Raw genomic sequence first — 25,115 nt, forward strand, 5'->3', positions numbered from 1 at the left:
CTGGTTTAGTTATGGAAATAAACGTTGAGTATCTGGTCTGTTGTTAATTTAGCCGTAGCGCCATTCAGTGAGTCCAGTTTGGATTTTTCCCGTATAACGGGGTCTATGGTCACATAGTCCAGCATGGTCTTCATCATGGGTTTCTTTTTTACGGAGATGGTATCATGCAGGTATTTCTCCATCATCATACCGGCAATAGGCGCCGCATAGGTACCACCATAACCGGAGTTTTCCACGATCACCGCAATAGCGATCCTTGGATTGTCCCGGGGCGCAAAGGCCACAAAGAAGGCGTGGTTCTTCAATTTTACCAGCTCTCCGTTTATCCTGGCGTTGTTTTGCGCTGTACCGGTCTTACCGCAAACGATCACCCCCTCTATCTGGGCATTACGGCCCGTACCGCTTTCCACCACATCTTCCATACCATATATAACGGATTTATAAACCGTATCCGTTACATGGGCTACCGTATGCTTTTCTCTATATTTCTTCAGCTGTTCTTCTTTATCGTTATCAATGGTCTGTACAAAATGCGGCAGGAAATAAGAGCCCCGGTTGGCGATAATACACATAGCATTGGCCATCTGCAGCGGCGTTACCGCTACGGCGCCCTGTCCCATACCTACGTACAGTTCAGAACAGGAGTTCCATTGACCATGATAATTCTTATTCATCATGTTGGTATCCGCTACGGTACCGCTGTACTCACCGGGAATATCCACTCCCAGGCGGTGGCCCAGACCAAAGGACCGCATGTACTCATACCAGCGCTGGTGCCCCTTTCTTACGCTGCCCCATTTACGGGAATCCACCTCCAGGCGGTACAGGTTCACAAAATAGGAGTTACAGGAGTGGGAAATAGCCAGGCGCAGGTTGGCCGCATGGCCCGGTTCGCTGTGCTCACAGGCAATGGAACGTCCGCAGGCAGTATACGCGCCCCGGCAGGGATAACCAAAGCTAGGAGTGATGATCCCCTCATCCAGGGCTACCAGGGCCGTAAGCGGCTTCATAGAGGAGCCCGGCGGGTAAGTACCCTGCATGGCGCGGTTAAACAGCGGCTTGGTAGTATCTACAAATAGTTTGCTGAAGTTACGGGTGCGGTAAGAGCCGGAAAGCAGGTTAGGGTCAAAAGTAGGGCTGCTCACCATGGCCAGTATACCGCCGGTTTGCGGGTCAATGGCCACTACGCTACCTATTTTATTGCGCATGAGCCGCTCACCCAGCACCTGCAGGTCTATATCCAGGGAAAGGCGCAGGTTCTTACCGGCAATGGCGGCAGTATCAAATTCCCCCTTTTCATAGGGCCCCTGGGGGCGGTTCAGGTTGTCCTTTACCAGGTACTGTATACCACGCTGCCCCACCAGCACATTCTCATAGGTCTTTTCCAGACCGGTCATTCCCAGGTAGTCGCCCATCTGGTAGTCTTTGTAAGCTGGCAATGCCAGTGTTTGCGGGGCAATTTCCCCAATATAGCCTAATATGTTAGCGGCGGCGGCGTAAGGATAGGAGCGGATCTGGCGCTGCATAAGCTCAAAGCCGGGCTGAAACAGGTACATACTTTCCTGCAGGCGGCCAAAGATCTCCGGCGGCAGCAGGGGGCTGAATACAGACTGCCTTACGCGCCCGTTCTTTACGATGGCGTTTACGATACGTTTACGGAATTCCACTTTATCTATCTGCAGTATCTGGCAGAGATAGTTGGTATCAATGTTCTTAACGCTGGCGGGGGTTACCACCAGGTCGTACATTACTTCATTGCGCAGTACGCTGCGGCCATGCCGGTCGTAGATCATGCCCCGGCTGGGATACACGACCTTACGTAATACCGCATTGGCATCCGCCAGCTTGGAATACTTTTTTTCCACCACCTGCAAAAAGAACAACCTGGTAATGATGAGCAACACCATACCAAGAATGATCAATTGTATTACTCTTCTCCTGGGCTGATTATAAACAGACATCTAACTAAAAGGTGAAAGTGCACAACGAAATTATATCAATTAATTACTTCTCTGTAATTACAGATTACAAATGATCGTTAAAGTATTTCCCTGTGTGTAATGGCGGGCGCTTAATTACTTCTTCGAGAAAAACAGTAACTCATACAAAACGATCAGCACCAGGCTGGCAATGGTAGAGCATACGATCTTTAGCAGCAGGTAACCCAGATTGCCAAAACCAAATACCTCCAGCGTAAACAGGGCCAGGTGGTGCAGGAATACCAGAATGGATACGTAGATAAGGAACTGCGATACCCCCATACTGATCATGGAAGGGGTTTTCATGTTCGTTTCAAAACCACCCTGGGGGGATAGGATGTTGATAATGAACGGACGCAGATAGGCCATAAACACGCAGGCAAAGGCGTGTATGCCCATGGTGTTCATAAACATATCCAGGCTAAGGCCCATTAACAGCCCCAGTAACATTACCGCCGGACGGGGAATATTAAAGGGTAGCAGCAGGATGAACAACATGTAAAGCTCCAGGCTTACCAGCTGGTGCACCAGTATCTTGTTTAGCACAAATACCTGCAACAGCAGCAGCAGCACAAAACGGATGATATTGCGTAACAGTATGCTCATTTGATCAGATGGTAAGTTGAATCCTCCAATTGTTGTTGTTCGTCCTTGAGCAGGTTATCTATCACATACACATATTGCAGGTTATAGAAGTTGGTGGCCAGTTTTACACGGATGGTATAGGAAGTGCTGGACTTATCTCCCCCGGAGAAGCTATCTATGAAGCCTACGGGTATGTTTTCCGGGAACAGGGCAGAGAAGCCGCTGGTGATAACAGTATCGCCTTTCTGCAGCCTTACGCTCCTGGGAATATCTTTCATAATGGCATAACCAGGGTCTGCTCCATCCCAATATACGGTACCAATCTCCTTACCTTTTATAAGCCGGGCGCTCACCCCAAAATTGCTGGAGGCAGCGCCGGAGCTCTTGGCCAGTAGGGATAATACCACCGCATAGTTATCGCTTACGCTGCGCACCATGCCTACCACCCCGCTGGGCCCTATTACGCCCATATTAGGACGTATACCCTGCAGGCTGCCGCGGTGGATGGTGATATAGTTCACCGCCCGGTTCACGGAGTTATTGATCACCTTACCCTCACGGTACAGGTAACGGCGCATTTCCGTACCAATTATCCGGTGGGCGGTATCATTACTGTACTGGCGGATGGTGTCTGTTTTGATGATATTGCTGGTGATCATGCTGTCAAAGCTGGAGTGCAGCAGGTTATGCAGGCGCGCATTCTCTTTAACCAGGCTATCGTTGGTGGCTTTTAAATGGAAATAGTATTGTACGTTGTTATAGCGGTCATACAGTTTCCCGCTTACGTTGTTGGCAGAATTGAGGTAGGCGGTCTTCTGGAAATTATTATTGCGGAATACCAGCACAATACAAATCACTTCCAGCAGCAGAAATAAGAAAAAGTTGAAATATCGCCTTAAGAAAATGATTAGATTTCGCACCTTATAAAGTTTTCCAGATTCGGGCGGTTATTTTATGGGAAAAGTGAAAGGTGAAGAGTGTTTCTACTATTTCACTATTCACCTTTCACTTTTCGTAAAGAGTTATTGCATCAGGAACGGATATTTACCCACATGCTTCAATGCGATGCCCGTACCTCTTACCACGGCGCGCAGCGGATCGTCTGCTACATGCACCGGTAATTTGATCTTCTGGGCCAGCCGTTTGTCCAGTCCGCGCAGTAATGCGCCACCGCCGGTAAGGTATAAACCCCTGCGGTAAATATCTGCTGCCAGCTCCGGAGGCGTAGTTTCCAGCGCCTTCAGGATGGCTTCTTCTATCTTAAAGATCGATTTATCCAGCGCTTCCGCAATTTCCTGGTAAGATACCATGATCTGCTTGGGAATACCGGTTACCAGGTCACGCCCATTTACAGGTACGTCATCCGGCGGATTGTCCAGCTCCTTCAGGGCAGATCCGATCTGGATCTTGATCTGCTCTGCGGTACGCTCGCCAATCAGCAGGCTATGGTAACGGCGTAAAGCCTCCATGATGTCTGCGGTGAATTCATCGCCCGCTATACGTATACTCTGGTCGCACACAATACCGGCCAGCGCTATTACGGAGATACCAGTGGTACCACCGCCTATGTCAATGATCATGTTACCCACAGGCTCTTCCACATCAATGCCAATACCCAGCGCCGCCGCCATCGGTTCGTGTATCAGGAACACTTCTTTGGCGCCTGCCTGCTCGGCAGAGTCGCGTACGGCGCGCTTTTCCACTTCCGTGATACTGGAAGGGATGCAGATAACCATACGCCAGCTGGGAGAAAACAATGGTTTTTTGGGATAAACCAACTTAATCATTTCACGAAGCATTCCTTCTGCCGCATTAAAGTCTGCTATTACACCATCTCTCAGGGGTCGTATGGTACGCAGGTACTCATGCGTTTTTTCGTGCATCATCATGGCCTTTTTACCTACCGCCACGATCTTGCCGCTTGCTCGTTCAATTGCTACAATGGAAGGTTCATCCACCACTACCTGGTCATTGTGTATGATCAGCGTATTCGCTGTGCCTAGGTCTATCGCTATTTCCTGCGTTAAAAAATTAAAAAATCCCATTGTTTGATACGGTCAAAAATTGAATGCAAAAATGAATAATTCCAACGAATATACGATGCAAAAATTGGATGTTCCAGCAATATACACTTAAATATTAAAAAATCTTATTTATTGTAAGATGTAGTGCTAAAGATATGTTCCAATGCCTGAACCGCTTAAACGTTGCTACCTGTAAAAAATTGTCTGACTCTTTAAAAATCAATCGGCTACAGCCTTTCTATCGTATCCTTATATGACGCTGAATGTATCTCTAAACAAACTCGAACCCTATATCCTTACGGTAATATTTTCCTTCAAATTGGATGGCAGCGGCCGTTTCCCTTGACTGGGCCAGCGCTTCCTGCAGGCTGTTGGCCAGCGTGGTAATGGTCAAAACCCGGCCGCCATTGGTCAGCAGCTGCCCGTTACGCTCGCGGGTGCCTGCCTGGAATACCAGCTGGTGGGGTTGTTGTGCCGGCAGCTGGCTAATGGCCTTTCCTTTCTCATAGTCTTCCGGGTAGCCTTTAGACACCAGCATTACCGTAGCGGCTGCACGGCTGTCTTCCTGTATGGTCTGCGCAGCCAGGTTGCCTTCTTTTACGGCGTTAAACAGCGCTACCAGGTCGTTCTGCAGCCTGGGCATCACCACCTCTGTTTCAGGGTCGCCCATACGGCAGTTATACTCTATCACAAAGGGATCGCCGTTTACGTTAATGAGGCCAAAGAAAATGAAACCATGGTATACGATGCCCTCGCTGGCCAAACCGGCTACAGTAGGCTTTATTACCTGGGTTTCTACCTTTTGCATAAACGCCGCATCGGCAAAAGGAACGGGCGATACTGCCCCCATACCGCCGGTGTTTAAACCGGTATCTCCTTCTCCTATGCGTTTATAGTCTTTTGCCGTTGGTAACAGCTGGTAGGAATGTCCGTCTGTGATCACGAATACAGAGAGCTCTATACCCGTCAGGAACTCCTCTACCACTACCTTTTTGCTGGCGTCGCCAAACTTGGCGGCTTTTATCATCTGCGTGAACTCTGCCACGGCGGCGTCCCGGGAATCCAGGATCACTACGCCTTTGCCGGCGGCCAGCCCGTCTGCCTTCAATACGATGGGCAGGGAATGCTGCTGCAGGTAGGCTACGCCCTCTTCGTAATTGGCTTCGCTAAACTCACGGTAGGCGGCAGTGGGGATATTATGCCGCTGCATGAACTGTTTGGCAAAGGCCTTGCTGCCCTCCAGCTGGGCGCCTGTTTGGGAAGGGCCCATTACCGGTATATGCTGCAAAGCGGCGTCGTTCCTGAAATAATCGTAAATACCTTTTACCAGCGGATCTTCGGAACCGGGCACCACCATATCTATCTGCTGCTCCAGGCAAAACGCCCTGATCTGCTCCAGCGCGGTAACGGCCATATCTACATTGCTGCCGTACTGGGCAGTACCGGCATTACCCGGCGCTATGAACAGCTGTGAACATAACGGGCTCTGTGATATTTTCCAGGCCAGCGCATGTTCCCGGCCTCCGCTACCTAAAAGTAATATCTTCATATAGTGTCTGGTTGCCCTGTTTGCCGGCGGCATAAAACCGGCAGACGGAACAGGTGTCCGATTTAGCAAAATTTTTGCAAAGAAAAGTCAAAAAATAACCAAACACACCATTTTTTTATGCAGATACCTGAATTTCTTTATCTTGCCGCTTTACAATTCCTTAAAACTAACTAACAACAAGACCAAAACCTGACCATTTATGAGTCAACCTGCTGTAATGCAAGCGCCTGTTATTCCTACTACTCAACGCAAAGGACATCCTAAAGGTCTGGCCGTTCTCTTCTCTGCCGAAATGTGGGAGCGGTTCACTTTCTACGGCAACCGCGCACTGCTTACCCTTTTCCTGGTGAGCGCGCTCGGTTTCTCTCAAGAAGATTCATCTATCATATATGGCGGTTTCCTGGGCATGGGCTGGTTAACGGCTATCCTGGGCGGTTTTGTGGCCGATCGTTACCTGGGTAACAGGGCTTGTATCATTTTAGGGGGGCTCACCATGTCCTTAGGACAACTATTCATGTTCACCAGCGGTATCCTGTACGCCACCAATGTGGAAACAGCCCGTATGATCATGTGGGCCGGCCTGGGTGTACTGATACTGGGCAATGGCTTCTTTAAACCCAATATCTCTTCTATGGTAGGCCAGCTGTACCCCAAAGGCGATAACCGCCTGGACTCTGCCTTCACCATCTTCTATATGGGCATTAACCTGGGTGCCCTGCTAGGTATCACCATTTGCCCCATCCTGGGCGACGTTAAACATTTTGAAGGCGCTAAGGAGATCCGCGATATCACCGCTTTTAAATGGGGCTTCCTGGCCGCCAGCATCGCTATGCTGGTAGGCACGGTCATGTTCTATTTTCTGAAAGATAAATACGTAGTAAGCCCTGAAGGCGAGCCCGTTGGTACAAAACCAAAGAAAGGGGATAGCGACCAGGCCCAGTTCAGCAATAAAGCTATTGCCATTACCGTAGTGGCGGAGATCATCCTGATGGCCATCTTCTACAAGGTGATTGGCGTAAACCTGCTGTATGCCTTTATTTACAGCACCGGCATTTCCCTGGGAGGGTTGATCCTGAGCGATAAGTCCCTGAACAGCGTAGAAAGGCAACGTATTATCGTTATCTACATCATATCATTCTTTGTAATATTCTTCTGGGCCTGCTTTGAGCAAGCGGGCTCCTCCCTCACCTTTATTGCGGACCAGCAAACGGACCGCCGCCTGTTTGGCTGGGATATGCCGCCCAGCCTTATCCAGAATGCACAATCCCTTACCCTGATCGCGCTGGCCATCCCCTTCAGCTTCCTGTGGCTCCGATTGCAGAAGATGAAGATGGATCCCATCTCCCCGGTAAAACAGGCTATTGGCCTGGGCTTACTGGCTGTTGGTTACTGGATCATTGCCCTGCAGGTAAAAGACCTGGGTAATGCAAAACTAGGCGTGATCTGGCTGTTTGTGCTGTACCTGTTCCATACGCTGGGAGAATTGAGCGTATCGCCAATAGGTCTTTCCCTGGTATCTAAACTGGCGCCTAAGCGTTTTACTTCTTTGCTGATGGGGGTATTTTTCCTCTCTAATGCTTCCGGTTATGCATTGGCGGGTACGCTGGGCACCCTGCTGCCACCCACTGCGCAAACCTTTGGTAAGGCCGCGGAAAAAGGTATTGACCTGCCCGGTATCCTGAACGGCGCGGTACCGCTGACCGCCCAATTACAGGCACAACTCAAAACACTGCAGCTGCCTTCCTCCTACCCACAGTTTGCAGGTTTTACCATCCATAACCTCTATGAATTCTTTATGCTGTTCGTGATCCTGCCGGGAGTGGCCGCTATACTGCTGTTCCTGCTGAGCTTTTTCCTGAAGAAAATGATGCACGGCGTAAGATAATTCTAATCAAAAACGCAATATTCTATCTAAATCACATACACCATCATCATCAGCTATGGCAGATAACAATACGCATTTTAAACCCTTTGTAGCTCCTCAGATGAACATGAAGGAGTTTACATTCAAGTCCATATTCCTGGGTTGCATTTTCGGTATCATCTTTGGCGCGGCTACGGTATACCTGGCATTAAAGGCGGGTCTTACCGTTACGGCCTCCATTCCCATTGCGGTAATTGCCATTACCCTGGGCCGCCGGTTCTTTAAGACCACCATCCTGGAGAATAATATCATCCAGACCACCGGTTCCGCGGGCGAGACCATTGCGGGCGGTGTGGCCTTTACCTTACCGGGCTTCCTGTTCCTCTCCACACCGGCAGGCGCCAGCTATTTTAACTATATCACCATCCTGATCCTGGCCATATTTGGCGGTATCCTGGGTACATTGATGATGATCCCCCTGCGGCGCTCCCTCATCGTAAAAGAGCATGGCACGCTTCCCTACCCGGAAGGCACTGCCTGCGGCGATGTGCTGATAGCCGGCGAAAAAGGCGGCGACTTTGCTAAAACGGCTTTCTATGGACTGGGTTTCGCGTTTGTATATGCCATCTTCCAGAAGATCTTCCATGTAATTGCGGAAACGCCTTTTTACATGACCAAACAGGTAAATAAGTTCTGGCCCTCTGCCAGGGTGAGCGCCGATATTACTCCGGAATACCTGGGTATCGGTTATATCATCGGCCCCAGGATCGGTGGCGTACTGGTAGGCGGGGGCGTGCTGGCCTGGCTGGGATTGATCCCCCTGCTGGCAACCCTGGTACCGGCAGACAGTATTGCCAACCAGCTGGTAAAACTTGGCTACCTGGCCAGCATTACCACCCCTGGCGGACAAGGTAACTGGGATCCCGCTACCCATACCTTTGCCAACTACTCCGCCGCTATTTATTATGCCTATGTAAGGCAGATAGCTGCGGGCACGGTGGCAGCCGGCGGTTTCATTACCCTGATCAAAACCATCCCTACAATTGTATCTTCCTTTAAAGGCAGCATCAGCAGCCTGGGTAAGGATAAGGACGCGGCACAAGGCAAAGATGTGCCCCGTACAGAAAGGGACCTGGATATCCGCATAGTAGCCATAGGCAGTTTATTGCTGGTATTGCTGATGGCATTCCTGCCCCAGCTGCCCGGTAACTCCATTGGCCAGAAGCTGCTGATCGGTTTACTGGTGGTGATCTTTGGCGCGTTCTTCGTAACAGTATCCAGCCGTATCGTGGGACTGATAGGCACTTCCAATAACCCTATCTCCGGTATGACCATCGCCACCCTGATGGCCACCTGCCTGGTATTCCTGGCAGTAGGCTGGAGTGGTAAGGTATATGAGCCCATGGCGCTGGTTGTAGGCGGTATGATCTGTATTGCGGCGGCTAATGCCGGCGGTACCTCGCAGGACCTTAAATCCGGTTATATAGTAGGGGCCACGCCCCGGCACCAGCAGGTAGCCCTGTTCATTGGCGCCATCGTGTCCTCTATCGTGATAGGTTTTACCATTAAGTTCCTGGATAAACCAACGGCACAAATGGTTGCCAACGGCGTAACAGAACATGCTATCGGCAGTACCTATTTCCCCGCCCCGCAAAGTACGCTGATGGCTACCCTTATTAAAGGTATCCAGTCTCAGAACCTGGATTGGCAATATGTGGTAGTAGGCGTATTCCTGGCCATTACCATGGAGCTGTGTGGTATCAAATCCCTGTCTTTTGCTATTGGCGCTTATCTCCCCTTGTCTACGACCCTGCCTATCTTCTTAGGTAGCGCAATCCGCGGTGTGGTAGATCATAAGCAGAAAAAGAACAAGGTAAAATTAACGGCTGAGGAAGAGGAGCTGGGTAAAGGCAACCTGTTTGCCACCGGCCTGGTAGCCGGCGGCGCTGTAGCGGGTGTGGTGATTGCCATACTGGCCGGTATAGACAGCGTAGGCCCCACTATGGCTAAGCTGAATTTTGAAGAAGGCCTCACCCATGCTATGGGCCAGGGCGGTTACTTTGCACTGGCAGTTGCCTTCTTTGCCCTTATGGGTTGGATCCTGTACCGGATAGCCCGGCAACAGCAGCAAAAGATGCCATCTTAGGATCAGGGGTGTTGATGGTATATTCACTATATGGCATACCTATAGTAGATTCGAAGCAAAGTCAAAGTAGAGGCGGAGGAAAGGTGGAGAGGAGGTGGACTTGACGTGGACTTATAGTGGACTCGAGCTGGGTTAAAATACTACTAAATAGCGATGAGGGCGGTCTGTATGACCGCCCTCTTTATTTTCCCTTGTGCTATGCTTTGACACATACATAACTTAATCTGCATTTTGTGGTACCGCGGTTTTCCAGGTATACACCCTTTTAATGCCGGGGTTTTCCCCTAACTTATTTACGCAAAGTGCACTGATCTTGGTTTCATTCAGGTTCACTGCTGTCAAATGTTTTAAAGCAAGCAGGTGATCACTGATACCGTCTGCGATAGGATTTTTCTCCAGCCGCAGCTTCTCCAGGTTGCTCATCCCCTCCAGCACGGCCAGATCACCCTCCGTAAGCCCGTTATCTGAAAGATTCAGCCAGATGATATTTTTGCCCACCCGGGCCAGATCGTCTTTAATGTCAGCCATCCGGGCGCCGGATCCGGCCGGCAGGGTCACATCCAGCATAACCGGGTGTTGCAGCATTACCCGTACTATCAGTCCTTTTTTACGCAGGTTCTCCACCAGGCCCATATCCAGGGAGGCGGGGATCTCCGGGTTATTATGCTGTTCAATACCCGCTACACCTTCTTCCGCGCCGGCACCACCCAGTCCCAGGTAGGCGGCCACCTGCGGTTGGATGGTTGCATTACCTTTCAGTTCCGCCAGTTTTTTACCTTCTACGGCCATCCCCTTCTCTATCCACCAGCGTATGATCTCCACCTCCCGCTTCACCAGGGGCGGTTTACCATCTGCCGGCATGAATTTTTCGTGGCCGGGGTCCATGGTGATCCTTTTATATAGCTCACTTTCGTCCGGCTTGCCGGGTACTACAGCCGGACCAGTCTTGCCGCCCTTAAGTAGCAGGGCCAGGCTTTGTACAGACAGTTTGCCCTTTAACTTACCTGGCTGGTGGCATTGCCCGCATTTCTGGATCAGCATGGGTTGTACCACATCTTCATAAATGAAGGCGGCTTCCACGCTTGTGGGCTTTTGCCGCTGTACCTGGGTAAGGATAGCCAGGTTCAGGTAATCATTACCATGGGTAAGGTTGCCACCCTGGTGGCCGGCATAGCTCATTAAGCCCATTAAGCCCACCAGCAGCACGGAAAACAACCGGGGCCCCACCACATACTGTTTTTTGAACCAGGAGGTCGTAAACAACAGCAAAAGGCCGGCAATCACTGCCAGTATAATACCGGCTGTTTTATGACGGCCTAAAGTGGCGGTATCATAATCCCCGGTGGCAGACAGGATCCAGCCAAAAACACAGGCCAGCACCGCCGCTACAAACCCTGCCAGCAGGGTAAGCGGCACGGCGCTGCGCAGGTGCGCATAACGGCGTGTATAGCCCAATACGTCAAACAACAGCGCCAGCAGCAAAAAACCAATGGGCAGGTGTACAATAAGCGGATGCAGCCTTCCGGCGAAAGTGAGGATATTCAATAACATTAAACGCGTGTTAGTTTTACGGGCGCCGTGTGGTTGGCATTCCACTGGCATACATACAGGTTCTTTTCATCATCCACGCATACGTCGTGCCCATGCAGGAATACCGGTTCTGCCGCCTGCTTTGTAGGCTGCAGCACACCGTTTTTGTATACAGGCGCGGTACCACCGGGGCTGGATACTACTTTATTGTCTTTATCCAGGATGGTCATAAAGCCGGAGCCGTTGAACTTCTTGCCCTGGGCATCCTTTGACCAGCAAACGCCGGCATACAGCTCGTCTTCATTCATCACCGCCCGGCATACATACATGCCCGGGGTATCTACCTGCTTTACAAATTTGCCATCCAGCGTAAAGAACTTAAAACAGTTCTCTTCCCTGGAAGTACAAACCAGCAGCGGGTTATTTTTATCCCGCAGGTCAATGGCCACGCCATGGGCATTGGAAAGGTTATGAGCCTTGTTATCATTATGATGGCCGCCAAAATGCCGGATATACTGGCCTTTGTTATTATACTGGATGATATAATCAGAGCCGTAACCGTCTGCTACATAGATGTCCCCGTTGGGCGCTACGGCCGTTTCCGTAGGCATAAACGGCTCATCGTCCTTATAGATGCCAATAGTGCGCGGGTGCCCGATGGCAAAGATCAAACGGCCGTTCAGGTCTGTTTTCACTACTTGTCCGGCTTGCGGTTTCATGGCGCCGGTACGGTCCATATACCAGCCGCAGTCTGTGATGTACAGAAAATCTTCGCCCCCTTCTTTTGAAAGGGTAAGGCCATGGCCGCCCGGGAAAGCAGTACCCCAGTAATCCAGCAGCTTGCCTGATTTGTCAAAAATGAGGATGTTGTTACGCGTACAATCGCCCAGCATGATCAGCCTGCCTTTACTGTCCTGCACCATTTCGTGGCAGTTAAAGAGGGGCGTGTTATTCACGCTCACCTTGGCCCAGGCTTTATCTACCTTGTAGGTGTATTGTCCGTGCCCTATCACTCCGTCCGCCGGCGCTTGTTCTTTTTCTTCTTTTAACGCAGATGCAGAGAACGCGCGTACTGGTCCTGAAGCCGCCATTGCAGAGGCGAGCGCTGTGTTGCGGAGGAAATTCCTTCTTGAGTTGTCCATGTGGAATAAAGTTAATTATGAGTAGTAGTTATTAGCATTACAAACGGGTGCAAGCCCTAACCTGATGGCGCACTTCCGACTAACGGCTAATCACTGACAACTATTTTATGCTAGTATTCCGTTTACTACCTTGCCCGCTACATCGGTCAGGCGGAATCGTCTGCCCTGGAATTTATAAGTCAGTCTTTCGTGGTCTATCCCCATCAGGTACAACAAGGTAGCCTGAAAATCGTGAACATGTACCGGGTCCTTCAGAATATTATAGCTAAAATCATCTGTTTCCCCGTAACTGAGCCCTGCTTTTACGCCGGCGCCCGCCATCCACATGGTAAAACAGCGCGGGTGATGATCGCGCCCGTAGTCAGTAGCCGTTAGCTTGCCCTGGGAATATACGGTACGGCCAAATTCTCCGCCCCATACTACCAGGGTATCCTCCAGCAGGCCGCGCCTTTTCAGGTCCTTGATAAGGGCCGCAGTGGCCTGGTCCGTAGCCTTACATTGCTGGGTAATGGCATTGGGCAGGTTGCCATGCTGATCCCATCCCTGGTGATACAGCTGTACAAACTTCACATCTTTTTCCAGCAGCTTGCGCGCCAGTATACAATTGGCGGCATAAGTGCCAGGGTCGCGGCTATCTGGGCCATACATATCAAAGATCTCATCTGGCTCATTGGCTATATCCATTACTTCCGGCACGGCCGTTTGCATCCGGTAAGCCATTTCATATTGGGCGATGCGTGCCTCTACTTCCGGGTCGCCATAAGCGCTGTTCTGTAACTGGTTCAGTTTGGTGAGATAATCCAGCATCTCCTTGCGGTCCTTGCCATCATACCCATCCGGATCATTGAGATATAACACCGGGTCTTTACCGGCGCGGAACTGTACGCCCTGGTGTTTGGAAGGCAGGAACCCATTACCCCATAAACGGGCGTATAAAGGTTGATCCTTTTGCCCGTTTTTGGATACCAGCACAATGAACGTGGGCAGGTTCTTATTATCTGATCCCAGCCCGTAGCTGATCCAGGAGCCGATGGAAGGCCGGCCCGGCAACTGGTTGCCTGTCTGGAAAAATGTGATGGCGGGATCGTGGTTGATCTGCTCAGAGAACAGGGATTTTACAATACAAAGGTCATCCACCACCTGCGCCGTATGCGGCAGCAGCTCGCTTACCCAGGTCTGGCTTTTGCCATACTGGGCAAACTTAAAGGCGGATGGCGCTATAGGCAGTATGCTCTGGTTGGCGCTCATGCCCGTAAGGCGCTGGCCCTGCCGTACAGAATCCGGCAGCCCCTGCCCCATCATCTTTGCCAACCCCGGTTTATAATCAAAGGTCTCAAACTGCGATGGGCCGCCGCTCATAAACAGGTACACCACCCGTTTGGCCTTGGGCGCAAAATGCGGTAATGCTTTTAGTATATCCGCCTCCAGCCCGGAAGCGCCGGCAGCCGCTTTGGGCGTACTGCCAAACAATTCCTTACCAAACAGCGATCCCATGGCCAATGCCCCCAAACCCAAAGATGTCTGGGTAAGGAAAGTACGCCTGTCCCATTTCTTATTCAGCTGGTCAAAGTCCGGCGTATGCAGTTTGAATATATCATCATGATCGTGCATAACAAATTTATCTTTTGGTGAGGGATGCGTCAGAGTTTAAGATGGTATTGGCTACCACCGCATTGGCGGCCACTAATACCGTATCCAATTTTTTATCTACCTGGTATTGCCCGCTGTGCAGCCAGCCTTTCAGCTTCTCCGGGTGCGCGCTGAACTTTTGCTGTTCTGTATCGCGCAGGGCCGTAAGCAGCTCCACTTCTTTTGGCAAAGGCATACGGCCGGTAAGTTTGCGGTAAGTATCTGTGATGGCTTTACGGGTATCGCTTACGGTGCTCATTTGTGCGCCCAGCACCGTAGATGCTTCTACAAACGTAGGATCGTTCAGCGTAACCAGCGCCTGCAGCGGCGTATTAGTAGGCTGCCTTCTTACCGTACAATAGGTACGGGAGGTAGCATCAAATGTTGCCAGTGTAGGATTGGGTACAGAGCGTTTAATGAGCACATACAGGCTACGGCGGTATACCGCATTGCCCGTATCCGGCACATAGCTGGTGTTATTGATCTCCCACAGGCCGGGCGGCTGGTAAGGTTTTACGCTTTTACCGCCTATCTGTGTATTCATAAGGCCACTGGCCAGCAGGGCATTGTCGCGGATCATCTCTGCAGACATACGGTAGGCCGGGCCATGCGATAGCAAACGGTTCTCGGGGTCTCTCTCCTGCATTTCTTTATTGCTCCGGGAATCCTGGCGGTAGGTGGCAGACATCACGATCAGCTTATTCAGCTTTTTGATATCCCAGCCAGACTCACGGAAGCTAACCGCCAGCCAGTCCAGCAGTTCTGGATGACTGGGCATTTCGCCCTGGTTGCCAAAATCGCCGGCGGTCTTTACCAGCCCAACACCAAAGAAATTCTGCCAGATCCGGTTCACCTCTACCCGCGCGGTAAGCGGGTTGTTATCGTCTGTAAGCCATTGGGCCAGGCCATACCGGTTCTTAGGCAGCTTCGTGGAAAAAGGCAGTATCGCATCCGGCGTATTGGGGAATACCTCTTCTCCCAGCATATCATAATTACCCCTTAACAGGATATGCGATTTTTTAGGTTTGGGCATTTCCTGCATTACCATCAGTTCCGGCACATTCTCTGTGGAATCTGCCAGGGTACTGCGTAGCTTTTGCAGTTCCTCTTCGGCTTTTAAAGTAGCCGGCGCTAGGGCGGACAGATAATAGTCCTTTAATACAGACACCGCGGCATCAGGCAATGCTGCGCGTGGTTTATCTGTTATATCTGACCAGCGGGCTTTCTGCGCTATCACCTTTATTTCATATGGAGTAAGCACCCGGTTATATACCAGCACCTCATCCACCTTACCGCCTTTAAAGCCCAGGCCACGCCACCAGCCGCCTATCTGCAGGCCAGGCTGTTTATCGCCTTTAAACAAAATGTCTTTGGTCAGCTGATCCATGGTGGTTTCCATGGGTACCGCATTCCCATCCAGGAATAGTTGGTACCCGGCCGCTTTGGAAGAGCCGTCATAGGTGAGCGTTAACTGCACCCACTGGTCTTTGGGCGTGGCGATCTTAGCCACCCGGGTAATAGCATTGGAAGGCGCCGTATGGGCCATGTTTATCTCCAGCTTATTATCCCGCAGCCATACATGATACCCGCGGAAATTAAACAGCCGCTCTGCCATCCCCTTGTGAAAGATCACCCCATCCTTCAGGTCTTTGGGAATATTCACCCACATACCTATGCTAAAAGCATCTGAGCGCCGGAATACGCCGCTGGGTTTCAGGTCCAGCCAGGTATCGCCATTTAGCACCAGCGCTTTGCCTTTGCCCCTGTTTTCAAATACCGGCGCATCACCTTCCTGGCCGGTTTCGCGTTTCATTTTACCAGCCTGCTGGGCATTCACCGTATTCTTAAAGCTGGCGTTATCCAGCGTATATTCTGCCTGCAAACCAGCTTTGGGGGCCTGTTCGTTGGAGAGTTGCTTATATCCGCCGCTATTCAGCCATTGCTGAAAACCAGGCAGGGATAATTGCTTTTCTGTGGCTAGCTCTTTCTCCTGTTTGCTGATGCAATGCTGCAGGTATTGCAATACCTGTTCTTTTTCTTTGGATGGCAGCATCAACGTGGGCGTAGGCAGCGCATCATCATAAGAGATCTGCCCGGCCTCTTTTACGTTATTAAAGAAGCTGAACAGCTCATAATAATTCTTCTGGGAAACAGGATCAAACTTATGATCATGACATTTGGCGCAGCCTACTGATACCGCGAGGAAAGCTTCCCCAAAAGTATTGGTACGGTCTACCACATACTCCGCCTGGAACTCCTCTTCTATAATACCGCCTTCCATATTCTGCGGATGGTTGCGGTTAAAAGCAGTAGCGATCAGCATTTCTTTGGTAGGGTGCGGCATCAGATCACCGGCCAGCTGCCATTGTATAAAGGTATTATAGGGCTGGTTGCGGTTAAAAGCGCTGATCACCCAATCCCGGTAGGGCGACATATCCCGCAGCCTGTCCACCGTATAACCGTGCGAGTCTGCAAAACGCGCCACATCCAGCCAATCCACCGCCATTTTTTCGCCATAGTGAGGGGAAGCCAGTAAACGGTCTACCTGCTTCTCATAAGCGTTGGGGGAGGTATCTTTTAAAAAGTTATCGATCTCCTGCAGGGTAGGCGGCAAGCCGGTAAGGTCCAGGGATACCCGCCTTAATAACAGTTCCTTCTCCGCCTCTTTGGAGGGCGATAGTTTTTCCTGCTCCAGCCTTTCCTGTATGAAATTGTCAATAGGGTTATGCGCTACCCAATCCTTATGATCTATTTCCGGTATGGGAGCCTTCTCAGGTTTCACAAAAGCCCAGTGAGGTTTGTATTTAGCGCCGTTCCGGATCCATTTAATAAGGATGGCCTTATCCTTTGCGCTCAGGGTCAGGTGGGAGTTAGGTTCCGGCATCATATAATCCGGATCGTTTGACATAATGCGGTGAAACAACTCACTCCCCTGCAGGCTACCGGGGTCAATGGCCACCTTACCGGGGTTTTCCGGCAATTCCGCATAGGCGGCATCGGCCATATCCAGCCGCAGCCCGGCTTTTTGCTTGGCTTTATCCGGCCCGTGACAGGCAAAACATTTATCAGAAAGCACAGGTTTTACATCCCGGTTGTAGTCCAGCTTATCCGGCAACTCCTTATATACTGCAGCTACGTCTTCCGGCAGATCCGGAGAGCAGGCGTATAAACAGGCCACCATCGCAAACAGGGATATTAAACGTGGAACTGTCGTTTTTTGCATAACGTTCTTGACTAAGTAGTGTCCTTAAAGTTACCGCCATGCTCCCTTAAATACTTATACAAACGCCACAGATATTTGTACATATCCGACTTTTCTCGGTAACTTCGGGTGTAATTACCTGCCAGCTTAGTTTGAGATATGAAAAAGATGAGTTTAAAGGCTACATTTTCGCTCTTGAATGTCGATTATGTACAACTGAATAAAGATTGGAATTATAAGAATGTGACCAGCACTTTCTACCGCATCTACCTGATAGACGGCGGCAGCGGTATCCTCTACAACCCGGATAGCACCTGCACCCTGGAGAAAGGTTTCCTGTATATGATACCCAGTTTTACTACCTGTAACTATTATTGCGCGGAAAGCCTGGGGCAGTATTACCTGTCCTTTATAGAGGAAACGCCGGATGGCACCTCGCTTTTCTCCTCGAACCGTAAAATACTGAAAGTGCCTGCCGCACCGGCAGACCTGGTACATTTTAAGAAGCTGCTGGAACTGAACCCGGACCGCGGCCTCAAACGGTCCAACGATCCCAAAGTGTATGAGAAATACCCGGTGCTGCAAAGCTTCCGGGAGCTGAATAATTATATGCCTATCGCGGCCTATGTAGAAACACAGGGCATCATCCTCCAGCTGTTATCCCGCTTCCTTACGCCGGAATGTTTCCAGGCCACGGAAGAGGCCATCCATTCCAAAATATCTGACGCCATCAACTACATCCAGACCAACCTGCACAAACAGCTAACGGTGGCCCATCTGGCCAGCCGCGCCAACCAGAACCCAGACTATTTCTCCCGGCTGTTCAATGAGAATACCGGCGAGCGCCCCCTGGCCTATATACAGCTTAAAAGAACGGAACGGGCCCAGTTCCTGCTGGCCAATACCAACCTGTCGCTGACAGAAATAGCCACTGCTACCGGCTTTGAAACGCTCGCTTACTTTTCCCGGATCTTTAAGAACGTTACCGGGCAAACACCCAGCGAATACAAGAAAAACAAACAATTGATCTGAAAGGCCTCACACAAAATCAAGATAGCCGTACTGCCGCTGTAAGATCGCCTTATCATCTGCAGAAAGCCATTTATTTAACAGCGTAGCGTATACGCTCTTAAAATCCACTTTGTATTTCAGGTCGCCATCCTGCAGGTCTGTAAGATCAGCGCCCTCGTTCAGCATTCCTTTCTTTTGTAACCCACCGCCGATCATGAACATATTATTGGCCGTGCCATGGTCCGTGCCACCGCTGGCGTTCTGCCCTACGCGGCGGCCAAATTCAGAAAAGGTCATTACAACCACATCCTGGAAACGGTTGTTCTTTTTCAGGTCCTGCACAAATACGGATACCGCATCATCCAGTTCGCTAAACAGCCTTTCCTGCTGCCGTTGCTGCGCCGTATGGGTATCAAAGCTGCCATGGGATACATAGTATACCTTGGTATTAATATCAGACATGATCAGCTCCGAGATCACTTTCATATCCCTGCCCAGGTTGGAATTGGGGTAGGTTTCCTTTGATTTGTACGTTTTGAATTGCTGCTGTATATAAGAGGCGGAAGAGATAGTCTCCGCCATGGTCTTGTACAGGTAATCTATATGGTGATGTTCGTCATCATGACCGGTATGTGCGCCGGACAGCTCTTTAAAATAAGCCTCATTGCTGATATTATACAACCGGTTAGGATCTACCAGGGCCAGGCCTTTAGCGGTTTCGCCTTTCATGGCCAGGCTCAGGGTATCGTCTATTTCCAGCGCCTGTGTAGGCTTATCACAGCCTTTGCACTGCGCATCCAGGTAACGGCCTATCCAACCAGTGCTCCACATCTCGCGGGAGTCGCTGCCTGTATGCCAGATATCCATAGACCGGAAATGGCTGCGGTCCGGGTTGGGGTATCCCACGCTATTCAGGATGCCCATGCTGCCATCATCATAGAGCGATTTAAGCCCTTTAAAGGAAGGGTGCAGCCCCCATTCGTCCGTTAAGGACAAAGCCTCTTCCCTTTTAATGCCCAGTGCCGGGCGCATTTTATAGTAAATATCGTTACGGTAAGGGATCACGGTATTTAAGCCGTCATTACCGCCAGAAAGCTGTATTACCACCAGCACTTTATTACCGGGCGGCACCAGGGTACCTTTTTCAAATGCCTTCAGGAATTTGGGCATCATTGCCGCGGCAGAAGCCAGGGAACCTACCTGTAAGAAACGACGCCTGTTAAGTATTAACATATAAATAGCTTTTAACCTGGGTTGTAGATAGTAACAGCCAACCGCTGTTTGGTATGAATGAACTTTAGATCTTAACTGCTGTTGGTAGTTATGCTAACCAAAAGCACTATTCAGCCTGGACTGCCGCCAAACTGTTTCTAGCACAACTGATACTCCGGTGTGCTCATCACATCAATGGTCACCGTTTTAATATAACTATCACGGGTGGCGCGATCGCTGTATTTATCCAGCAGCTGCTTGCTGGCGCCGGCATTCTTTACCAGCAGGGCGCCAGCTATCTCGCCCGCCAGCTTATCTGCGGGGATATCCTTAAAATCCTCCAGGTAAGCATCCCAGTTTATGCGTGCATTCACCTTTCTGGCATACAGCTTTTTCAGGCTTTCATTTAACTCCAGGGTCATACGGTAGCTCTGGCCTTCTCCCATTTCCGGCGTAATATCTTTAGGGCGCATCCGCAGCTCTTGTGAGTACAGGATCACCTGGGGTAAACGCAGGCGGAACATTAGGGTAGAGCTATCTATCCAGCTGCGGCCACCGGGCCAGCCTGCTACGTTGGGTGGATAGAAGAGCGTTTGTCCCAGCAGGCCTTCAAACAGCAGCATTACTTCTTCTTTTTCAAAATCCATGGGAATGGTACGCCGCATACCTACCAGCAGTTCCACCGGCGATTTGATCCGGTTGCCGATATGCTGCTCATCATAAAACCAGTCTGCCATGAAGATCTCCCGCATCAGGGATTTTATATCGTAGTTGGATTGATAGAACTTATCGGCCAGCAGGTTCACTTTTGCTTCGTCCGTAACAATATCATTTACAAAATAGCGATAGATCTTGGCGGTAATAAAGCGGGCGGTTTGTTTATTCTCCAGCAGTATTTTCAACATATCATCCCCGTTAAAATTACCGCGCTGTCCCAGTATCTCCTTTTCGCCATCGTCATGTAAACGCTCCCGGAAAACAAACTGCCCATCGGCGTCAAAACCCCATCCGGTGAAGGACCGGGCGGCCTCTTTAATATCTTTCTCCGTATAGTTGCCGCGGCCCATGGTAAAAAGTTCCATTACCTCGCGGGCAAAATTCTCGTTAGGATGTTGTTTACGGTTCTGCTGGTTATTGAGGAACTGGAGCATAGCGGGCGTTTTGGATACGCCGCTTAATAGGTCTCCAAAATTACCAAGTGCATTTTCGCGTATTACCTGTAGCAGTTGCTGGTTATAGATCACGCTTTGCGTACGGCAGGCAAAATGCCCGTGCCAGAAAAGGGCCATTTTTTCGCGAAGGGGGTGCTCGCTGTTCACCATGGTTTTCACCCAGGCCACATTCAGGTCTTTGGTGCCCTGCCGGTTCATCTGCTGCACCTTTTTACGCTCTTCAGCGCTCATATCTTTTACTTTCCGGTAATCCGGCAGATCAGATTCGTTGGCTACGGATACGGCCTCCGGTCCGTGTTTTTCAGGCCCTATGAGTACCTTATCTACGATCACCCTGCGGCGTTTATCCGTCCACTTTGTAATAACCGGCAGCGATTCGCCAAAGCCGGCCCGCCAGGCCAGGTGTTGCATTTGTAGTTTTTCAGGTACGGAGGGCATACGCAATATAGATTTCGTGTTAAGACCATGAAAGAAGTGGCAGGTTTAATGAGCGCGCCCGGGTTTTATTTGCAGGCGCCGGGTGGATGGGTCACAAGATAACTAACAGCCTACCGGCGCGCGGCATAATATCATCACCAGCAATAACTTATATAAATAGGCGCTTACCTGTGGAATCAATGTTAACTTTTCCTTACCGGCACAATAAACTCAATATATCAACTCGTCATCTGTATCTCCACACGGGGAACGCGTCCCCTTTCCTGAACTCATTCCGCTCCGCCGGCAGCTCCATAAACGCATCTGCCTGCAGTAAACTGGCCAGATCGCCGGAGCCATGATAGCTATGCGGCACCGCCTGCCATTGCCCGTTGGGTTGCGGGCGCAACTGTACCGGCAGGAAATAGGTTAACGGCTTATCAAACAATACATCTTCTCCTAATACGGCATATTCCGTGGGTGGCAACGGCTGTCCCATGCCCGCCATAAACCAGGGTTGCAAATAGCGGTAAAAGCACATAAAACCGGAAACCGGGTTGCCTGGCAGGGCAAATACCACCGGCCCTTCCGGGAAGCGGCCAAATAAAAAGGGTTTGCCAGGCCGCTGCTGCACTTTATGGAAGATCTGCTGCATGCCCATTTCTTCCAGCACCTGGGGCAGATGGTCATATTTACCGGCAGATACCGCCCCGGAACAGATCCATACATCCGCATCCCGCAGGGATTGCAGCAAGTTCGTAACAGCGGGCTTGGTATCCACCACATGATGGCAGCTGGCGCTGATGCCCAGGCCCTGTAAAGAGGCCGCCAGGCTCCAGGCGTTAGACATCCGTATCTGATGCGGCGCGGGAATGGCGCTTACATCCACCAGCTCATCACCGGTGGCGATAATAGCCACTTTTGGCAAACGGGCCACCTTTACATAGGATTTACCTACGGTAGCCAGCACCCCTATCTCAGCAGGACTGAGCCGGGTACCGGATACGATCAGGGTCTGACCGGCAGTGGCGTCATGCCCGGTCCAGTGAATATTTTGATGTTTGCTAACGGGCTGTGTAATAGTAAAACGGCGAAAGCCTTCATGCTCCATTACCTGCAGGTGCTCATAAGGTACCACGGTATCCGTAAGCTCCGGTAGCACTGCGCCTGTCATTACTTCCAGACAGTTGGCCATATTGCCCAGCTGTTTGCGGGCCATACCGGCGGCCTGCATGTCCTCAACGCCAAAAATGGTTTGCCCCTTGGCATAACTTTCCCGGTAATTAATGGCAATACCATCCATCATTACCCGGTCATAGGGCGGGAATGGGCGGTCTGCCAGTACCGGCTCCCGTAATATCCGGCCTGCTGCTGCTGTAAACGGCGCTTCCTCGGCGCCAAAATCACGCACCGTATTCATCACAGCGGCATATGCGGTAGATACATCTGGTAACATTGTACTAACTTTGAATATTAGCGATTGGCTTTTAGCAGTTAGCTATTAGCTATTTGCCTTATGAGTTATTTCACAGCCTGATGCTGAAGGCTAACAGCGATTGGCCTTTAGCAGTTAATTATTAGCTGTTTATTGTATGAGTTATTTCACAGCCTGGTGCTAAAAGCTAAAGGCTAGAGGCTAGCAGCTAATAGCTAAAGTAATAAAATTTGTTCTCTTATGCCCAATCAGCAGTTCTCCCACCTGGATGAACAGAACCAGCCCGCCATGGTAGACATCAGCGATAAAAATGCCACCATTCGTGTAGCCATTGCAGAGAGCCGTGTATTTCTGCCGGAGATCATACGCCGCGAGTTCAGCGGCGGCGATATCAATACCCGCAAGGGCGCTGTATTCCAGACCGCTATCATTGCCGGCATTATGGGCGCTAAACGCACTCCGGAGCTTATTCCTTTATGCCATACCTTATTACTGGATAATTGTAGTGTAGATATACAGCTGGTAAATGAAGAGGCCGTAATACGCTGCACCGTTAAAACCACCGGAAAGACCGGCGTAGAGATGGAAGCCCTTACCGGCGCCAGCGTGGCCGCATTAACCGTATATGATATGTGTAAGGCCTTTACCCACGAAATGATCATCCGCGAAACCAGATTGATCAGCAAAACAGGCGGCAAACAAGACGTAGTAGTAAAATAACGAATATGCAACAGGGAGTTTCTATAAAAGGATTGGTATTGTGCGGTGGCTACAGCACCCGCATGCAGCAGGATAAAAGTCATATTGCCTACCACGGTATGCCCCAGTGGCAATACCTGCACAAGCTGTTATGCAGCGTGGTACCGGAGGTATATATCTCCTGCCGCCCGGACCAGCAGGAGATCTTTGCCGGCACAGCCCCCCTCATCACTGATACAGTGACAATAGGCGGCCCTGCAGCCGGTTTATTAAGCGCTTACGCCGCGTTCCCGGATACCGCCTGGCTGGTGCTGGCCTGTGACCTGCCGCTGATCAGCCTCCAGAGCCTGCAACTACTCCTGAGCGCCCGCAACACCGCCAAAGCTGCTACCGCCTTTAACAGCCCGGTAAACCATTTGCCAGAGCCGCTGATTGCTATCTGGGAGCCCCGCGGACTGGAAGTATTACAACAAAGCGTTGCCGGCGGCAAACAATGCCCCCGCAAAGCCTTATTACAAACAGATATCGAGTTGCTGGAAAATCCTTACGCTACAGAACAATTTAATGCGAATACGCCGGAGGAAATGCAGGAAGCCATTAAACTGATTAATTGATATGCTACGGGTGCGCCGCCACCCATACCTCTCCATCTTCAAAATATTCTTTCTTCCAGATAGGCACGGTCTCTTTCAGGGTATCTATCGCATACTGACAGGCCGCAAAGGCCGCCGCCCGGTGAGGGGATGCAGCAGCGATCACCACTACGGTCTCTCCCGGTAATTTATCTCCGCTTACATGCAGGATGGCTATTTTACGGATGCCCATCTCCGTAAGGGTATGCCGGGCTATTTTTTCCAGTTCCAGCAGGGCCATGGGGGTATAACATTCAAAAAACAGCCGTTGTACCGGCTTGCCTTTGGTGGCATTACGCACAGTGCCCACAAACACCGCTATCCCGCCGCAATCCGGCGTGGTCACAAAATCTACCGCTTCCTGTACAGTGATCTCCTCTTTTATGTCTATCAATACATCCATATAGTCCGCTTACAATACATCATAAACTGCTGCGTTCTGCCTCGTCAATCGCCTACACATCAAAAAAACGCCTTAATCTGCGCCGCCAACCTTTTACAACGCATTACAGTCCGCCAAAATGCTCACCCAAACCCCGCCAAACCATCAGCCACCGCTTACCGGCGGTATCACCGCTATTTCATCTCCTGGCTGCAGCGTATCCCCATCTGCGGCATATACCTTGTTCACCGCTATCATACAGGAACGCAATTCCCGCAGGCGCGGATACCGCTGGTACAGCTGCTCCCGCAATACGGCCACCTTCTCCGGCGCCGCATCCAGTGTGATGGATGGCGCGCCCGCAATATCTTTTGCTATGCCAAATAATAATACTTTCATATGTGTTCATTCATCGCACTCAAACCCGGAGAAATCTCCGGATTCCGGGCCTCCTATGCAAATTATTGCTTTAAAACTACAATATACCATGCATAAAGTGTTAATT

The 25,115-nt window shown here is 50.6% G+C and carries 19 protein-coding genes; 5 read left to right on the top strand and 14 right to left on the bottom strand.

Annotated features, from left to right (window positions below):
- Positions 1-5 precede the first annotated feature (5 nt).
- From mrdA to purD, 5 genes are all read right to left on the bottom strand, one after another.
- Positions 6-1,961 (bottom strand): penicillin-binding protein 2, encoded by a 1,956-nt coding sequence (gene mrdA / locus F0L74_RS00435; RefSeq protein WP_149835881.1) that lies wholly within the window; start codon positions 1,959-1,961, stop codon positions 6-8.
- A 114-nt stretch (positions 1,962-2,075) separates the two neighbouring features.
- Positions 2,076-2,585: a rod shape-determining protein MreD gene (locus F0L74_RS00440; protein ID WP_149835882.1), complete on the bottom strand. Its 510-nt coding sequence runs from the start codon at positions 2,583-2,585 to the stop codon at positions 2,076-2,078.
- Positions 2,582-3,484 carry a rod shape-determining protein MreC gene (mreC, locus tag F0L74_RS00445; RefSeq protein ID WP_149835883.1) on the bottom strand — a complete coding sequence of 301 codons (903 nt, stop codon included), beginning with the start codon at positions 3,482-3,484 and terminating at the stop codon, positions 2,582-2,584. Before mreC ends, F0L74_RS00440 begins: the two co-directional genes overlap by 4 nt.
- Positions 3,485-3,586: 102 nt before the next feature.
- Positions 3,587-4,609 (bottom strand): rod shape-determining protein, encoded by a 1,023-nt coding sequence (locus tag F0L74_RS00450; RefSeq protein ID WP_145710359.1) that lies wholly within the window; start codon positions 4,607-4,609, stop codon positions 3,587-3,589.
- A 250-nt stretch (positions 4,610-4,859) separates the two neighbouring features.
- Entirely contained in the window at positions 4,860-6,137 is a 1,278-nt protein-coding gene (purD, locus tag F0L74_RS00455; protein ID WP_149835884.1) for a phosphoribosylamine--glycine ligase, read from the bottom strand.
- A gap of 199 nt (positions 6,138-6,336) precedes the next feature.
- Between purD and F0L74_RS00460 the strand changes: the two genes are divergently transcribed.
- Together F0L74_RS00460 and F0L74_RS00465 are read left to right on the top strand one after the other, a co-directional pair.
- Entirely contained in the window at positions 6,337-8,022 is a 1,686-nt protein-coding gene (locus F0L74_RS00460) for a peptide MFS transporter (RefSeq protein ID WP_213086859.1), read from the top strand.
- Between the two features lie 55 nt (positions 8,023-8,077).
- The gene (locus F0L74_RS00465) at positions 8,078-10,147 is read left to right on the top strand and encodes an OPT family oligopeptide transporter (protein ID WP_149835885.1); all 2,070 of its coding nucleotides are present in this window, start codon (positions 8,078-8,080) and stop codon (positions 10,145-10,147) included.
- A gap of 219 nt (positions 10,148-10,366) precedes the next feature.
- Here the strand turns inward: F0L74_RS00465 and F0L74_RS00470 are convergent, their stop codons facing one another.
- The 4 genes from F0L74_RS00470 to F0L74_RS00485 all read right to left on the bottom strand — a co-directional run bounded on the left by F0L74_RS00470 (position 10,367) and on the right by F0L74_RS00485 (position 17,671).
- Entirely contained in the window at positions 10,367-11,698 is a 1,332-nt protein-coding gene (locus F0L74_RS00470; protein WP_188315812.1) for a DUF2231 domain-containing protein, read from the bottom strand.
- Positions 11,698-12,819 (bottom strand): twin-arginine translocation signal domain-containing protein, encoded by a 1,122-nt coding sequence (locus F0L74_RS00475; protein ID WP_149835887.1) that lies wholly within the window; start codon positions 12,817-12,819, stop codon positions 11,698-11,700. Before F0L74_RS00475 ends, F0L74_RS00470 begins: the two co-directional genes overlap by 1 nt.
- Before the next feature lie 105 nt (positions 12,820-12,924).
- On the bottom strand, positions 12,925-14,430 hold the full coding sequence (locus tag F0L74_RS00480) for a DUF1501 domain-containing protein (RefSeq protein WP_149835888.1): 1,506 nt from the start codon (positions 14,428-14,430) through the stop codon (positions 12,925-12,927).
- A 7-nt stretch (positions 14,431-14,437) separates the two neighbouring features.
- A complete protein-coding gene (locus tag F0L74_RS00485; protein WP_149835889.1) occupies positions 14,438-17,671 on the bottom strand; it encodes a DUF1553 domain-containing protein in 3,234 nt (1,077 codons plus the stop codon).
- Positions 17,672-17,809: 138 nt separating this feature from the next.
- On the opposite strand from F0L74_RS00485, the gene F0L74_RS00490 reads away from it, so the two are divergent.
- Complete coding sequence (locus tag F0L74_RS00490) at positions 17,810-18,682, top strand: helix-turn-helix domain-containing protein (RefSeq protein ID WP_149835890.1); 873 nt, start codon at positions 17,810-17,812, stop codon at positions 18,680-18,682.
- 6 nt (positions 18,683-18,688) lie between these two features.
- Here F0L74_RS00490 and F0L74_RS00495 read toward each other — a convergent pair whose 3' ends face one another.
- The 3 genes from F0L74_RS00495 to F0L74_RS00505 form a co-directional block, all read right to left on the bottom strand.
- Positions 18,689-19,894: a DUF1501 domain-containing protein gene (locus F0L74_RS00495; RefSeq protein WP_149835891.1), complete on the bottom strand. Its 1,206-nt coding sequence runs from the start codon at positions 19,892-19,894 to the stop codon at positions 18,689-18,691.
- A gap of 137 nt (positions 19,895-20,031) precedes the next feature.
- Positions 20,032-21,483 (bottom strand): DUF1800 domain-containing protein, encoded by a 1,452-nt coding sequence (locus F0L74_RS00500; RefSeq protein WP_246197582.1) that lies wholly within the window; start codon positions 21,481-21,483, stop codon positions 20,032-20,034.
- Positions 21,484-21,709: 226 nt separating this feature from the next.
- Positions 21,710-22,918, bottom strand: a complete 1,209-nt coding sequence (locus F0L74_RS00505; protein ID WP_149835892.1) for a molybdopterin molybdotransferase MoeA — start codon at positions 22,916-22,918, stop codon at positions 21,710-21,712.
- Between the two features lie 219 nt (positions 22,919-23,137).
- Between F0L74_RS00505 and moaC the strand changes: the two genes are divergently transcribed.
- Together moaC and F0L74_RS00515 are read left to right on the top strand one after the other, a co-directional pair.
- Positions 23,138-23,617 (top strand): cyclic pyranopterin monophosphate synthase MoaC, encoded by a 480-nt coding sequence (gene moaC / locus F0L74_RS00510; protein WP_149835893.1) that lies wholly within the window; start codon positions 23,138-23,140, stop codon positions 23,615-23,617.
- Positions 23,618-23,622: 5 nt separating this feature from the next.
- A complete protein-coding gene (locus F0L74_RS00515) occupies positions 23,623-24,210 on the top strand; it encodes an NTP transferase domain-containing protein (protein ID WP_149835894.1) in 588 nt (195 codons plus the stop codon).
- 4 nt (positions 24,211-24,214) lie between these two features.
- Here F0L74_RS00515 and F0L74_RS00520 read toward each other — a convergent pair whose 3' ends face one another.
- Together F0L74_RS00520 and moaD are read right to left on the bottom strand one after the other, a co-directional pair.
- Complete coding sequence (locus F0L74_RS00520; RefSeq protein WP_149835895.1) at positions 24,215-24,631, bottom strand: molybdopterin synthase catalytic subunit; 417 nt, start codon at positions 24,629-24,631, stop codon at positions 24,215-24,217.
- Between the two features lie 144 nt (positions 24,632-24,775).
- Positions 24,776-25,009 carry a molybdopterin converting factor subunit 1 gene (gene moaD, locus F0L74_RS00525; protein ID WP_149835896.1) on the bottom strand — a complete coding sequence of 78 codons (234 nt, stop codon included), beginning with the start codon at positions 25,007-25,009 and terminating at the stop codon, positions 24,776-24,778.
- Positions 25,010-25,115: the final 106 nt, after the last annotated feature.

Source organism: Chitinophaga agrisoli (assembly GCF_008386695.1).
In the GTDB taxonomy this organism is placed as follows: Bacteria; Bacteroidota; Bacteroidia; order Chitinophagales; family Chitinophagaceae; genus Chitinophaga; species Chitinophaga agrisoli.

Excerpts from the sequence above, each read along its gene's own strand:
- mrdA (WP_149835881.1), bottom strand. The coding sequence starts at position 1,961 with ATGTCTGTTTATAATCAGCCCAGGAGAAGAGTAATACAATTGATCATT.
- moaD (WP_149835896.1), bottom strand. The coding sequence starts at position 25,009 with ATGAAAGTATTATTATTTGGCATAGCAAAAGATATTGCGGGCGCGCCA.
- F0L74_RS00520 (WP_149835895.1), bottom strand. The coding sequence starts at position 24,631 with ATGGATGTATTGATAGACATAAAAGAGGAGATCACTGTACAGGAAGCG.
- F0L74_RS00490 (WP_149835890.1), top strand. The coding sequence starts at position 17,810 with ATGAAAAAGATGAGTTTAAAGGCTACATTTTCGCTCTTGAATGTCGAT.
- F0L74_RS00480 (WP_149835888.1), bottom strand. The coding sequence starts at position 14,430 with ATGCACGATCATGATGATATATTCAAACTGCATACGCCGGACTTTGAC.
- F0L74_RS00440 (WP_149835882.1), bottom strand. The coding sequence starts at position 2,585 with ATGAGCATACTGTTACGCAATATCATCCGTTTTGTGCTGCTGCTGCTG.
- F0L74_RS00450 (WP_145710359.1), bottom strand. The coding sequence starts at position 4,609 with ATGGGATTTTTTAATTTTTTAACGCAGGAAATAGCGATAGACCTAGGC.
- F0L74_RS00465 (WP_149835885.1), top strand. The coding sequence starts at position 8,078 with ATGGCAGATAACAATACGCATTTTAAACCCTTTGTAGCTCCTCAGATG.
- F0L74_RS00495 (WP_149835891.1), bottom strand. The coding sequence starts at position 19,894 with ATGTTAATACTTAACAGGCGTCGTTTCTTACAGGTAGGTTCCCTGGCT.
- purD (WP_149835884.1), bottom strand. The coding sequence starts at position 6,137 with ATGAAGATATTACTTTTAGGTAGCGGAGGCCGGGAACATGCGCTGGCC.
- F0L74_RS00470 (WP_188315812.1), bottom strand. The coding sequence starts at position 11,698 with ATGTTATTGAATATCCTCACTTTCGCCGGAAGGCTGCATCCGCTTATT.
- moaC (WP_149835893.1), top strand. The coding sequence starts at position 23,138 with ATGCCCAATCAGCAGTTCTCCCACCTGGATGAACAGAACCAGCCCGCC.
- F0L74_RS00485 (WP_149835889.1), bottom strand. The coding sequence starts at position 17,671 with ATGCAAAAAACGACAGTTCCACGTTTAATATCCCTGTTTGCGATGGTG.
- F0L74_RS00475 (WP_149835887.1), bottom strand. The coding sequence starts at position 12,819 with ATGGACAACTCAAGAAGGAATTTCCTCCGCAACACAGCGCTCGCCTCT.
- F0L74_RS00515 (WP_149835894.1), top strand. The coding sequence starts at position 23,623 with ATGCAACAGGGAGTTTCTATAAAAGGATTGGTATTGTGCGGTGGCTAC.
- F0L74_RS00505 (WP_149835892.1), bottom strand. The coding sequence starts at position 22,918 with ATGTTACCAGATGTATCTACCGCATATGCCGCTGTGATGAATACGGTG.
- F0L74_RS00500 (WP_246197582.1), bottom strand. The coding sequence starts at position 21,483 with ATGCCCTCCGTACCTGAAAAACTACAAATGCAACACCTGGCCTGGCGG.
- F0L74_RS00460 (WP_213086859.1), top strand. The coding sequence starts at position 6,337 with ATGAGTCAACCTGCTGTAATGCAAGCGCCTGTTATTCCTACTACTCAA.